This window comes from Pseudarthrobacter enclensis, from assembly GCF_001457025.1.
GTDB lineage: Bacteria > Actinomycetota > Actinomycetes > Actinomycetales > Micrococcaceae > Arthrobacter > Arthrobacter enclensis.
Genome location: NZ_KQ758608.1, coordinates 19,020 through 31,027, shown reverse-complemented (window position 1 = coordinate 31,027; position 12,008 = coordinate 19,020). Strand labels below are relative to the sequence as shown.

The window sequence follows — 12,008 nt, the reverse complement described above, 5'->3', positions numbered from 1 at the left end:
CTTGACATATTGGTATTCGAAACGGATCGTATAGTACTAGGGAGTGCAACGCTCCGCATCAGAGATTAGGAACAAGAAATGGCTGCAACGACGCACACAAGTTTCGAACTGAACAACCTCATCCCTCCCGCACCGCTGGTCAACACCTGGTCGCGTTTCATCCACCAGTTCGAACCGCACGAGTTCACGAACTGGATTGACGAGAGCGAGTCGTGGAAGACCACAGCCTATATTGGTGACTGGTCGGCACTTTCCAACAAGCTCGTTGTCAAGGGCCCGGACGCTATCCGGTTTTTCCAGGATATTTCGGTTAACAGCTTCAAGAACTTCCAAGTCGGGCGGGCCAAGCACAGCGTTCAATGCTCGGCCGAGGGACGGGTCATCGCCGAGGGAGTCCTCATGCGGTTGAGCGAGGACGAGGTCAAGTTCACCGGGGGGCCGATCTTCTGGGCGGAATACCAGTTCGAAAAGGGCAACTACGACGCCACCCTCACGCAGCGGGGAACGGCGGATTTCATCATCCAAATCCAAGGCCCGAAGTCCCTTGAAATCCTGGAACGCGCTTCGGGAGAGTCACACCGTGACTATGCCTTCATGAATGTGCGCGAAACGACGGTGGCCGGACACAAGGTATGGTCCCTGCGTCAGGGAATGTCAGGGGAATTGGGATTCGAGCTGCACGGGGACGGAGCCCACGCCCTTGAAGTGCACGAAGCCCTGCTGGCCGCAGGTGAAGAATTCGGTGTCCGACGGCTGGGTGCCCGCACCAAGATGGTGAACCATGTCGAAGCCTGCTTCCCCACGCCGCTGGTTGACTACATGCCCGCTATGGGAGACGACATGGAGTTCGTCCAGTTCATGATGGAACGGCACCCCGAATTGGCCTACCTGGCACAGTTCTCCAGCACCGGAAGCCACGTGCCCGCGGATCCGACCGGCCTTTACCGCACCCCCGTGGAACTGGGCTGGGGCAAGGTTATTTCCTTCGATCACGATTTCATTGGACGCACTGCACTGGAAGCCGCGGTGGCGAACCAGAAGCGTACAATGAAAACCCTCGTGTGGAACAAGGAAGACGTCCAGGATGTCTACGCATCGCTGTTCAGGGATGAAACCCCGTACGAGTTCATGGAAATGCCGCGCGCACTCTTTGACAGCTTCGCGATCGACTCGGTTCTCGTTGATGGCAAAGAAGTTGGTGTCTCCACCTCACGCTGCTACTCGTACCACTTCAGGGATGTCATCTCACTGTGCAGCATCGACCTCCCGTTTGCTGAAGTAGGCCAGCAGGTTGAGGTTCTATGGGGTTCCCCCGGCCGGCCCCAGAAGGCAATCCACGCCACGGTCGCCCCGGCCCCATACAAGCGGGACAACCGCCGCGTAGACGTTACGGCACTGCCAGCTACGCACGTGCCTGCCTGAGTTCACACCCTTACCTCGAACGGCCCAGCCGTTCACGGGGCGTCCGGTTCTGAAGGACTTCTTCACCGCTGTGCTGCCATCGGCGGCACAGCGGTGCTACCCGATGCCTCCTACCGATAACACTGAGGAAATCTCTCCATGACAGACATCAACCCTGCAACCGGCCTCGCCGAAGGGACATTCGGGCTTGCCCGTCTACAGGACGACAACAACGGGGTCTTCAACGCTCTCATCAAACCGGACGGAGCGGTCATTAACATCTCCTCCGACTTCCCCGACCAGGATGCCTTGTACGGAGACTGGCCCCGCTCCTTTGACTCCCTGGAGCGCATCCACGCCAATTCCCGATCGACGGGAACAAGCGTGGAGAACTACAAAATTCTCGCGCCCACGGTACGGCCCCAAATCCTCTGCGCCGGATCCAACTACCGGCAGCACGCTGCAGAAATGTACACCTTCAATGAAGGGCACTATCAGAAGCAGCGGCTAACGGGAGAGTCTGACGAAGACTTCTTCCACCGCAACCTCGCCTTCGTCGAAAAAAAGCGCGCCCAGGGAATGCCCTTCATCTGGCTATCCACGCACGGAGCCCTTGTAGGCCCCGACGATGACGTCATGCTCCCCGCAGTGGGGACAGCCCACGACTGGGAAGCGGAGCTGACGATCGTCACCACTGGCGGAGCACCCCGCTATATCACACCCGACGAGGCGGGCGACTACATTGCCGGTTACACCATCGGCAACGATATGCACACGGGCGAGCTGTTCAGCAGGGACGACACCAAGTGGAATTCGGACTGGATCGCCAAACAGCCGGCAACGTTCAAGCAGGCCGGTCCTTTTGTAGTCCCCAAGCAATTCTTCCCCGACCGGAAAGCCATGCAGATTGAGCTCGACGTCAACGGTGAACGGATGCAGGACTGGCCGGCAGACGACATGATTTTCTCCCCCGAAATGTACCTCGCCTACGCATCCGAGCGGATGGCTATCCTGCCCGGCGACTTGCTCATGATGGGTTCGCCCCCTGGAAACGCCGGTGTACATGGCGGTCGCTGGCTTGTCCCGGGAGACACTATGGACATCCGCATCACCGGACTTGGCCGTCAGCATCACCGAGTGATCGCAGACCCCTCTGACCGAACACCCTACTTCGGGCTCCCTCCTTTCGAGAGGTCTGGCGATGAGCGCTGAACCGGAAGCTTCGAGCACCGGCGGACTCAATAGCGGACATTCGGCCTTAATTGATGGCTATTCACTCGAAATGACCGGCAAGGATGTGCCCGGTCTACTTGAGGCTAAAGAAAGTATCCCTGCTGGCACGCGCATAAACGTGACCTTCCTCGGTAACGAGAGCCTTGAGATGCGGCTGGCAGCAGCCAACTCCGTCCGGGAACTTGGGTTTGTCCCCGTGCCACACATTTCAGCGCGCCGGATAAGCTCGCAGCACCAGCTCGAAGAGTTCCTCGATGCACTCCACCAGGCTAGGGCATCAGAAAACGTCTTCATCATCGGCGGTGACCCAGCCAGACCCGAGGGCCCGTACGAGGATTCCAGCGACCTCATCCGAACCGGCCTGCTTACCAAGTACGGCGTAAAGCAGGTAGGAATCGCAGGTTACCCGGAAGGTCACCCGGATATCGGTCACGAAAAACTTTGGAATGCTCTGACGGAAAAGACGACCTTGTTGAAAGACCAAGGACTTGAGTCGTCAATCGTCACCCAATTCGCCTTTGACACTGACCCGGTTATCGATTGGATCGAGGATGTACGTGCCTTGGGCATTACCTCTGAAATCCGGGTGGGTACCCCCGGGCCGGCGGGCATCCGGCGCCTGCTGGGATTCGCGCGCCGCTTCGGAATCGGCGCCAACGCGATGATCGCAAAGAAGTATGGGTTCTCCTTGACCAACCTGATGGGAACCGCGGGACCTGACAAGTTCGTCACCGAACTGTCGGAACGCTTGGATCCAACCATGACCACTGGGCCAGTCAAGCTTCACTTCTACACATTCGGCGGCCTGGAGGCCACATCCAACTGGGCGAAACGCTACAAGACCCAGCGACAAAACTAACGAAAGATAGCGGCAAATGTCAGCTATAAAACTTGACGGGAATGCAACTGCAGCCGCCATAAAGGACGAGCTGCGGGAGCGAGTTTCAGCACTCCGGACAAAAGGAGTCACTCCTGGTCTGGGAACCCTGCTTGTAGGAGACGATGGTGCTTCCAGATCGTACGTGACAGGCAAGCACCGGGACTGCGCAGAGGTAGGCGTGGCATCCATTTCACTTGAGCTCCCCGCTTCTGCATCGTTTGATGAAATCGCAGACGCGGTACGTGAACTTAATGACAACCCTCAAGTCACCGCATTCATCGTTCAACTCCCTCTACCCCCGGGAATCGACGAGAACGCAATCATCGGCCTCATCGATCCCGCGAAGGACGCAGACGGACTACACCCCGAGAACCTGGGCGCGCTTGTTCTTGGCGTCAATCCAACTACCGTCGCCCCCGGGCCCCTGCCATGCACGCCTGCAGGAATCATTGAGCTTCTTAACCGGCACGGCGTGGATGTCGCAAGAAAGCACGTGGCAGTCATCGGCCGTGGGATCACCGTCGGCCGACCTCTCGGTTTGATGCTTAGCCGGAAGGGCACAGACGCCACTGTGACGCTGACCCACTCAAGGACCCCTGATCTTGCCGCCGAAGTGCGCCGGGCTGATGTAGTGGTTGCTGCCGTGGGTGTCCCGCACTTGGTTAAAGCGGAATGGATCAAACCCGGCGCCGCAGTACTGGACGTCGGCGTCACCCGAACCGGAACTACTTCTCAAGGACGCGCGAAGCTTGCTGGCGATGTCGACCCTTCCGTTGCCGACGTTGCTGGCTGGCTCTCCCCTAACCCCGGCGGAGTAGGCCCCATGACGCGCGCCATGCTAGTGGCAAACGTTGTCGATATCGCAGAACGAAAGCTCGCGCCCCACCCGTCTGCGCCTTACGCAACTCTTAAAGGAACATCATGACGCTCAACACGCAAGCACCCAAAGACCAGGCATGCCTGATTGTCCATGGGCCCGACAAACCAGGAATTGTCGCGGCCATGACTGCCCTGGTAACCCGCAACAAGGGAAACATTGTCACCCTAGATCAGTACTCTGACAACCCGGAGGGAGGCGAATTCTTCCAGCGGCTTGTCTTCCACCGGGCGGATCTGGAAGCGGCGATGCCAGAAATTGAAGCAGATCTTGCGGATACACTCGCCCCCTTAGGGCTGGAATGGACCCTGACCAACCAATCAATTCAAAAGCGCATGGCGATCCTCGCGTCGACTTCCGATCACTGCCTGCTGGACCTGCTGTGGCGCCACCGGCGCGGCGAACTTCCCGTAACCATCCCCATGGTGATCTCCAACCACACCAACGTGGCGGCCGACGTGCGATCATTCGGCATACCGTTCTTCCATGTCCCCTCACAGGGCCCGGACAAAAGCGAAGCAGAGGCCCGGATCCTCGAGCTCGTCCAGGGCAACGTAGACTTCATCGTCCTCGCCCGGTACATGCAAATCATCTCTGAAGACTTCCTCGACGACGTTGCAGTCCCCGTGATCAACATTCACCATTCATTCCTGCCCGCCTTCATCGGTGCGGCGCCATACCGCAAGGCAAAGGAACGGGGTGTAAAGCTGATCGGAGCAACCAGCCATTACGTCACGAAGGACCTCGACGAAGGACCCATCATCGAACAGGACGTAACCCGCGTCACGCACGCGATGACCGCCGCCGACTTGCAGGCTCATGGAGCCTACGTGGAGCGGGCCGTACTGTCCCGAGCCGTGCAGTGGCACGCCGAGGACCGCGTTATCCGACAGGGCAATCAAACTATCGTCTTCACCTAACCCCGTGCACGTGACGCGGCGCCAGCACATAGGGTTTCCTGGGCCGATTGGCCAGACGGAGAATTAAGCACAGAGGTGCACGGGTCGGCAAGGTCATAAAACCATGAATGTGGCAATCACCAGAAAGTTTCGCCTCTAACTCTGCCTTGGTAGTGGCGGAACTCGGCCCCCTGCGCTCACAACCCTCCCTCATGGGTCGGGGATCCCCGTTATCGCTGGCCCGGCAGCGAGGCATAAACACGAAGTCCCACGGGTACGAGCCCCATGCGCCGGTCGGAATGCCCCAGTCCGGCCGGGGTAAGTGGGGGAATTGGCAAGACCTTGATGCTCACCGCATACATCGTGCAGGCAAGCGACCGCCATTACACGGTCGGCGTCGTAGAGCTGCCCGAAATTAGGGTCACCGCAAGGAATGTCGCTGCCATCCCCGAGGAAGTGCGGGCAGTCGCTGCTAAGCACACGGGGATGGACCCCGAACTGTTCACCATCGTCGTCGACTACTAGAAGCCGGCTCGCAGGTCCGGGAACACCCTAATGACCCGGCATGGCGATTTCATGGGTGTTTCTATTCTCTATGAGCGACGGAACCAGAGTGGTTTGGCCTGCGGAAAGGTCGGATGTTTAGAGGACCGGAAGTTCTCGCAGCCACTTCTACCCGGCTGGAAATGGATATTTTGTAAAGCTATTGAGCCGCTTGCCGGCATCGTGCACCCGTGAAGAGCGACCGTCATTCCAGTCTGGCGTGGCGCAGGTACTGGTATACGGTCTCTCTGCTGATCCCGTAGTCGCGGGCGAGGACTACCTTAGGGACGCCGGCGCTGGCCCGCTTTACTAACTCGGCGGCCCGTTGCGGCGTGAGTGTCTTCTTCCGTCCCTAATAAGCTCCGCGTTGCTTGGCCAGGGCGAAGCCTTCCCGCTGGCGTTTCCTGATGAGGAAGCGTTCGAATTCGGCGGAGGCGCCCATGACGGAGAGCATGAGGTTGGCCTTGGGGTAGTCCTCGCCGGTGAAGACCAGGCTCTCTTTGACGAACTCCACCCCGCACTCCTTTGCGGGTCAGCCCTTGGACGAGGGCGCGCAGGTCATCAAGGTCAACGCGTCAGATTGAGTTTCAGTGCACACTCAGCACGGCGTCAATAGGTCGGCGGGAATGTTGCCACGAGGGCCACGTCAGTGGAACGGTTCCAGAACCTCGGAGGCGATCAGAAGCAGGTCATCCCGGTCGCTGAGCTGTATGGAATCCTCGCCGTACAACTCGATCGCTACGTCGACAGCCGCGTCTGCGGACTTGATGTCCAGGGCCTGGCAGAGCACTCCGATATCGGGTATATCCCGGTCCCTGCCGGCTGCGAGTTTCATGACGAGCAGGAACCTCGGGGAAGCTACACGCAGCACGAGGTTGTCGGCAACCGCAATCAGAGCAGCCTCTGAGTCCTCGCCGTCGGGTACGTAGGCGCGGGCCGCGTTATTCAGCCACCGGGGATCCAAGCCAAGTTTGGCAGCCATTTCCGTGGCGAGCTCCTGCACCGTCTGCTCCGGCTTGTTCAACGTCGATGTCGGTTGTGGAGCGTCGGGAGTCGAACTCCATAGCGATGGCAGCGCCGCCGACGAGATAGATATCAGCTGCGGCGCCCCTTGCTCGGAGCCGACGGGAGAGCTCGATCAGAAGTTCGCGTATGTTATCCGGTCCCAGGGATGCCCGTCGGGCGGTCTCATGCGGCGGCCAGGTGGCTGGATCAAACGCGATGTTTGCTTCGGCGAATTCAACGGGGGTCCGTTCCGCCATGCGCACCTTCCATGCAGGGGAAACCTGCTTGCGGGGGGGTGGCATACCATTTTGTCTCCAGCGGCGGCGTGGTCGTCCAATCCGGCTCCTGCAGCCCATGCTGGTGGCACTTGTACGCGAAGGTCCTGGCCAGCAGGGTACCCCAGCGCTTGCGGCCGGTGGGCGGGGGTCGGGCACGAAGGAAGCGCCGACGCCCGGACGGATCCAGATCGTCAAAGTAACTGGCCGCCATGGAAAGTACCCGCATGGCGAAGTCCGGATCGCCGTTGCGCAGCTCCCGCTTCATCTCACGGGCTGCCGATTCAGCAGTCCAGTAAAGTCCGGCGCCAAGGTGTGCAAGGACCTGCAGGGCGGTGCTGATGGAGACATTTCTGCCCTGCTCTAGATCGATGATGGTGGACCGGCTGACTCCGATGTTGCGGGCAAGCGTCTCTTGGGACAGACCCGCATGGAGGCGGTGCCGTTTCACCTGCCCACCGAATTCCCGAGCGTCCTGAATCGTCTTCACCAGTTACACCTCCTGTCGCTTATATCCAGGCGCTGGGTGCGGGAGGACAGAGCGAACCGGAAATGCAAGAAAGGTGCTGTCGCTGCTGTTCTATGAGTGGATTCCTTGAATGGACCGTTCGGTGGCGTCTGCGCCGTCTTGAACGGCCTGCGGCATGAGGTGCCCGTATACCTGTTCCGTTGTTCGGACTGATGCGTGACCCAGCCGGCGGGAAATCGCGAAGAGAGACATACCGCCATCCTGGATATGCCATGACGCATGAGTGTGTCGAGGTTCGTGTAACCGCGGCGTCTTTGCCAGTCCGCGGGCTTGGGCTGCGCGGACGGCCGGTACCCAGTGATGTTGCCAGAATGGTTTGTGGGAGATCCGCCCGCCGTCGGTCGTCGTGAACAGGGGAGACAGGAGGGACAGGACGAACGCGACCCGTGCTCTTCGATCTATGCGCCCTCCGGCCTCGGGGAGGAGCCCGGTATGATTGACGACGAGAACCCCGTGGGCGTCAAATGCTCCGCTTCCGAAAGTTCGCTTCTTCCCAGGGTGTCGCCGCGGACGGAGCGACCTCGCCCGAAGTGCTGGAGTCTGTTAGCGGACGGTGGCAAAGCCCTTGGCCCACGAGACCAACTGGTCGACCATCGGAGCAAAGGTGCCGGTGCTCTGTTCGGTCGGCTTGAACTCGGAGAAGTTCTCGAAGTCGGTGAAGAGGGAGAACATCACCTGGTTGCGCACGTGAGCAACCTGCAGTTCGGAGAGGGTGCCACGCAGGTGCTCCACGGCGCGGGCACCGCCCATGGAACCGTAGGACACGAAGCCGGCGGCCTTGTTGTTGAACTCGGCGTTCAGATAGGACAGTGCATTGACCAGGACCGGCCCGGCGCTGTGGTTGTACTCGTGCGCCACAAAGATGAACCCGTCGAACTCGCTGATCTTCGCGGACCAGGACTTCGTGGCCGGATTCTCGTAGTTCTGGTATGCGGCCGGATAGGCCTCGTCCAGCAGGGGAAGGTTGAAGTCGTCAATGTCCACGAGCTCAAAGTCGGCATCGGTGCGGCCGGCGACCTGAGCCAGCACCCACTCCGCGACGGACTTGTTGACGCTGCCCGGACGACTGGCGCCCGTAATGACGGCAATCCTGGGCAGTGCGTTCTCCACCAGCGGATCGCCCGCCGGGGCAACCTCGACGGGAACGGACCGGGCAGGGACACTCAGCCGGGGCGCTGCCGATGCAGCGGAATGAGCCGCTTTGGACTTGCGGGAAAAGAGTTTAAACCAGGACATGGCTTTACCGTTCGGGATAGTTGATCTTCAATAAATCTGGATTGGAGCTTGATGACACCTCAACATAAGCAGCCCGGACCAGATGGCATGGTTGGAGGCAGGCGACCTCGGGGTCTGCCGGCTGAACGCAAATATTTGCCATCTGAGAAGGCCACAACCGGCGCGGGACGCGGCGGATGGCGCCACCGGAACGAGGGGATCGGCTGCATAAAGGGCTCCCCAGATACCCGGAGAGCCCCCTGTCAGTGAAAGCAGCTTAGACGCTGGTGACGGCCAACTGTTCGGCGCGCACGGCTTCCATGGCGCGGGTCCAGATGATGAGCTGATCGACCATCGGAGCCAGGGTGCCGGCGCTCTGCTCGGTTGGCTGGAACTTCGAGAAGTTCTCGAAGTCGGTGAAGAGAGAGAACATCACCTGGTTGCGCACGTGAGCAACCTGCAGTTCGGAGAGGACGCCGCGCAGGTGCTCGACAGCACGAACGCCGCCCATGGAACCGTAGGACACGAAGCCGGCGGCCTTGTTGTTGAACTCGGCGTTCAGGTAGGAGAGTGCATTGAGCAGGACCGGCCCGGCGCTGTGGTTGTACTCGTGCGCCACAAAGATGAACCCGTCGAACTCGCTGATCTTCGCGGACCAAGACTTCGTGTGGTCATTCTGGTAGTTCTGGTACATGGCGGGGTACGCCTCGTCCAGCAGGGGGAGGTTGAAGTCGGCTACATCTACCAGTTCGAACTCGGCGTCGCTGCGGCCCGCGACCTGGGCCAGCACCCACTCCGCGACGGACTTGTTGACGCTGCCCGGACGGCTCGCGCCGGTGACGATCGCAATTTTGGTCATGCTTTGTCCCCTTAAGAAGGAATGTTGTTGACGTGTCAATAAAGATATTGACACGTCAATAGTGCGACTGCAAGCTTAAAGCATCAAACAACCAGGGATGTGATGGAGAACACGCAGTCGCTGGATGAGTGCGAAGCGGGGGTCTGGCGTGGATTTCTTGAGGCGCAGGGGCCGGAGCGCCGCACCCGGGAGCGCGAATACAAGATCCCTGTCCCCGACGAACCAACCGCCGATAATGGATATTATGTCAACTAGTACTCTGCGTATCTCATCAGATGAATCAATCCGCCCCGATCCCCTGCAGCCGCAAGGAAGTCATTAGCAGGCCCGAAAATCCGCGGATTTCCGGTGGCAAAGCTCACCGATTCTCGCTCTTGAGGCCTGTCCCTGTGAACGGTGCCGGGTGAGCGCTACGTCGCGTGACGGGCTTCTGACCTGCGGTTTTGTGCTGATGATGCATTTAATGAATCATTGATTCAAGTAGTGAATGCGTGTAGTGGCCGATATGGGAGCAAATTGTGGCAGTTGATGGGTCTGGGCGCGTGCTTCAGCTGAGCACTGTTTCGCTGCTGCATCCCGAGGAACAAATACTTGAGGAGATGTTCACTGGCTGGCGCAACCAGCAGCTCTCCAGGAACCTGCAGTTCGACACGATCGACAAGGGCATTGCGACTGTCCGCAGGTTCGTGAACCATGTCAACGAGTACCCGTGGAATTGGGCGCCGGAGCACGTCGAGGAGTATTTCGGTGATCTCCGCTCGATCCACCAGCTGAAACACTCAACCGTCCGCGGGTACCAGTCCACGCTTCGCCGGTTCGCATCTTATGTGTCGAACCCGGACTATGGCTGGGACCGGGTCTGCGAACGGCGTTTCGGCACGCATCCGTCCCAGGTCTTCTTTGACTGGAACACCGCCTCTCATACGCAGGAGTACGAAGGAAGCCCCTCGAAACGGCCCTTCACCAGGGCGGAGCTGCAGATGCTGTTCGACCACGCCGACGACCAGGTCGAAGTCATCGCCGCTTCAGGCAAGAAGGGCTGGCAGGCGGCCTACCGGGACGCCGTCATGCTGAAAATCGCCTACTCGTACGGGCTCAGATTCAACGAGCTCAGGCACCTGCAAACCGTGGACTTTGCGACCAACCCGCAGGCGCGCAGGTTCGGCAAAGCAGGCGTCTGCAAGGTCCGGTTCGGAAAATCACGCAAGGGCTCGCCGCACAAACCCCGCAGCGTCCTGACGGTCTTCGACTGGACCGCCGGTATCGTCGAGGACTGGCTCGCCAACGGGCGCGGCACGCTCGACACCCTGGACCTGTTCCCCAGCGAACGCGGCGGTCTGATCTGTGAATCCACCCTGCTGCGCCGGCTCCGGCGCTACCTCAACGAGCTGGGCCTGCCACTGGATGGCCTGGACCTGCACTCGCTGCGCCGCAGCTATGCGACGCACCTGCTGGAGGCCGGATGGGATCCTAGATTCGTGCAACATCAAATGGGCCACGAACACGCCTCCACCACTGGGATCTACCAGTTCGTCAGCGACGACTTCCGCAACGCCACACTCCGTGCGGCACTGGACAGCACCATGGACGACGTCCTGGGCGTGCAGCTGCAGGGGCAATGGTGAGACGCGAAGTCGAATACAAGTGGCGGCTCTCCGAGCTCATGGCAGCACGAGGACTGCACAACACCACGGACCTCATCCCCCTCCTGGCCGAGCGCGGCATCACCCTGTCCCGGCCACAGGTCTACCGTCTCGTCAACCAGAAACCCGAACGCGTCGCACTGCAGGTCATCGCCGCGATCTGCGACATCTTCTCCTGCGGACCCGAAGACCTCATCACCGTCACAGCCGCTGATGTCCGCGCCCGCAAAACCGGCAGCAGCGCCCCCAACGTCGTTGACCTGAACCGCACCGTCAGACCCCGACGGGCACGCATCATCGACGATGCCGACTGACAAGCCCACCGGCCTCAGCCCCAGGAACATCAGCCGCGGCCGGCCACGCACCACCGGGACCGCCACCTGCGCACGCTGCGGCCGCCGCACCGGCCGGACCCGGGCCACCTGGCCCGAAGGAGGAATCTGCGGCCCTTGCTTCACCACCGCCACCCGCACCCACGGGACCTGCCCGGACTGCAGCCAGCACCGGTTGCTCCCCGGGCCACCGGACATCAGCGGAGGACCCCGGTGCGCACCCTGCGCCGGAATCCTCCACGACTTCCACTGCACAAACTGCAATGTTGAAGGTGAGTTCTACCGGCGCGGAATCTGCGCCCGTTGCGCCCTCCGGG

Annotated in this window: 14 protein-coding genes and 1 pseudogene; 9 read left to right on the top strand and 6 right to left on the bottom strand. The window is 60.4% G+C overall.

The genetic code is table 11. The features are described 5' to 3' along the window. Window positions 1–78: 78 nt before the first annotated feature. The 6 genes from AS031_RS18260 to AS031_RS18240 all read left to right on the top strand — a co-directional run bounded on the left by AS031_RS18260 (window position 79) and on the right by AS031_RS18240 (window position 5,815). Window positions 79–1,422, top strand: coding sequence for an aminomethyltransferase family protein (locus tag AS031_RS18260; RefSeq protein WP_082642048.1), 1,344 nt, complete (start codon window positions 79–81; stop codon window positions 1,420–1,422). 138 nt (window positions 1,423–1,560) lie between these two features. Continuing rightward, window positions 1,561–2,613 carry a fumarylacetoacetate hydrolase family protein gene (locus AS031_RS18255; RefSeq protein WP_058269590.1) on the top strand — a complete coding sequence of 351 codons (1,053 nt, stop codon included), beginning with the start codon at window positions 1,561–1,563 and terminating at the stop codon, window positions 2,611–2,613. Beyond that, the gene (locus AS031_RS18250) at window positions 2,603–3,493 is read left to right on the top strand and encodes a methylenetetrahydrofolate reductase (RefSeq protein ID WP_058269589.1); all 891 of its coding nucleotides are present in this window, start codon (window positions 2,603–2,605) and stop codon (window positions 3,491–3,493) included. The genes AS031_RS18255 and AS031_RS18250 overlap by 11 nt, the downstream gene beginning before the upstream one ends. A gap of 16 nt (window positions 3,494–3,509) precedes the next feature. Further along, window positions 3,510–4,439, top strand: coding sequence for a bifunctional methylenetetrahydrofolate dehydrogenase/methenyltetrahydrofolate cyclohydrolase (locus AS031_RS19620; RefSeq protein WP_074447021.1), 930 nt, complete (start codon window positions 3,510–3,512; stop codon window positions 4,437–4,439). Next, on the top strand, window positions 4,436–5,311 hold the full coding sequence (gene purU / locus AS031_RS18245) for a formyltetrahydrofolate deformylase (protein WP_058269588.1): 876 nt from the start codon (window positions 4,436–4,438) through the stop codon (window positions 5,309–5,311). Before AS031_RS19620 ends, purU begins: the two co-directional genes overlap by 4 nt. Window positions 5,312–5,635: 324 nt before the next feature. Further along, entirely contained in the window at window positions 5,636–5,815 is a 180-nt protein-coding gene (locus AS031_RS18240) for a hypothetical protein (RefSeq protein ID WP_058269587.1), read from the top strand. A 223-nt stretch (window positions 5,816–6,038) separates the two neighbouring features. Here AS031_RS18240 and AS031_RS18235 read toward each other — a convergent pair. From AS031_RS18235 to AS031_RS18215, 6 genes and pseudogenes are all read right to left on the bottom strand, one after another. Beyond that, window positions 6,039–6,402 (bottom strand): annotated as a pseudogene (locus tag AS031_RS18235) (recombinase family protein); the annotation flags it as partial. 77 nt (window positions 6,403–6,479) lie between these two features. Continuing rightward, entirely contained in the window at window positions 6,480–6,836 is a 357-nt protein-coding gene (locus tag AS031_RS18230) for a hypothetical protein (protein ID WP_141688866.1), read from the bottom strand. A gap of 236 nt (window positions 6,837–7,072) precedes the next feature. Next, window positions 7,073–7,603 carry a helix-turn-helix transcriptional regulator gene (locus AS031_RS18225; RefSeq protein WP_058269585.1) on the bottom strand — a complete coding sequence of 177 codons (531 nt, stop codon included), beginning with the start codon at window positions 7,601–7,603 and terminating at the stop codon, window positions 7,073–7,075. A gap of 90 nt (window positions 7,604–7,693) precedes the next feature. Further along, window positions 7,694–7,996: a site-specific integrase gene (locus AS031_RS19615; RefSeq protein WP_323338713.1), complete on the bottom strand. Its 303-nt coding sequence runs from the start codon at window positions 7,994–7,996 to the stop codon at window positions 7,694–7,696. A 189-nt stretch (window positions 7,997–8,185) separates the two neighbouring features. Then, on the bottom strand, window positions 8,186–8,740 hold the full coding sequence (locus AS031_RS18220; protein WP_058269650.1) for an NADPH-dependent FMN reductase: 555 nt from the start codon (window positions 8,738–8,740) through the stop codon (window positions 8,186–8,188). A gap of 394 nt (window positions 8,741–9,134) precedes the next feature. Beyond that, on the bottom strand, window positions 9,135–9,716 hold the full coding sequence (locus AS031_RS18215) for an NADPH-dependent FMN reductase (RefSeq protein ID WP_058269584.1): 582 nt from the start codon (window positions 9,714–9,716) through the stop codon (window positions 9,135–9,137). Window positions 9,717–9,818: 102 nt separating this feature from the next. Here AS031_RS18215 and AS031_RS19970 point away from each other — a divergent pair, with 102 nt between their 5' ends. The 3 genes from AS031_RS19970 (at window position 9,819) to AS031_RS18205 (ending at window position 11,673) form a co-directional block, all read left to right on the top strand. Then, the gene (locus AS031_RS19970; RefSeq protein ID WP_158505835.1) at window positions 9,819–9,971 is read left to right on the top strand and encodes a hypothetical protein; all 153 of its coding nucleotides are present in this window, start codon (window positions 9,819–9,821) and stop codon (window positions 9,969–9,971) included. A 263-nt stretch (window positions 9,972–10,234) separates the two neighbouring features. Then, window positions 10,235–11,341 (top strand): tyrosine-type recombinase/integrase, encoded by a 1,107-nt coding sequence (locus AS031_RS18210; RefSeq protein WP_058269583.1) that lies wholly within the window; start codon window positions 10,235–10,237, stop codon window positions 11,339–11,341. Beyond that, entirely contained in the window at window positions 11,335–11,673 is a 339-nt protein-coding gene (locus AS031_RS18205; RefSeq protein ID WP_228379673.1) for a helix-turn-helix domain-containing protein, read from the top strand. Before AS031_RS18210 ends, AS031_RS18205 begins: the two co-directional genes overlap by 7 nt. Window positions 11,674–12,008: the final 335 nt, after the last annotated feature.

Coding starts and splice junctions, on each gene's coding strand:
- AS031_RS19970 (WP_158505835.1), top strand. CDS start 9,819: ATGGAGAACACGCAGTCGCTGGATGAGTGCGAAGCGGGGGTCTGGCGT.
- purU (WP_058269588.1), top strand. CDS start 4,436: ATGACGCTCAACACGCAAGCACCCAAAGACCAGGCATGCCTGATTGTC.
- AS031_RS18260 (WP_082642048.1), top strand. CDS start 79: ATGGCTGCAACGACGCACACAAGTTTCGAACTGAACAACCTCATCCCT.
- AS031_RS18215 (WP_058269584.1), bottom strand. CDS start 9,716: ATGACCAAAATTGCGATCGTCACCGGCGCGAGCCGTCCGGGCAGCGTC.
- AS031_RS18205 (WP_228379673.1), top strand. CDS start 11,335: ATGGTGAGACGCGAAGTCGAATACAAGTGGCGGCTCTCCGAGCTCATG.
- AS031_RS18250 (WP_058269589.1), top strand. CDS start 2,603: ATGAGCGCTGAACCGGAAGCTTCGAGCACCGGCGGACTCAATAGCGGA.
- AS031_RS18240 (WP_058269587.1), top strand. CDS start 5,636: ATGCTCACCGCATACATCGTGCAGGCAAGCGACCGCCATTACACGGTC.
- AS031_RS19620 (WP_074447021.1), top strand. CDS start 3,510: ATGTCAGCTATAAAACTTGACGGGAATGCAACTGCAGCCGCCATAAAG.
- AS031_RS18255 (WP_058269590.1), top strand. CDS start 1,561: ATGACAGACATCAACCCTGCAACCGGCCTCGCCGAAGGGACATTCGGG.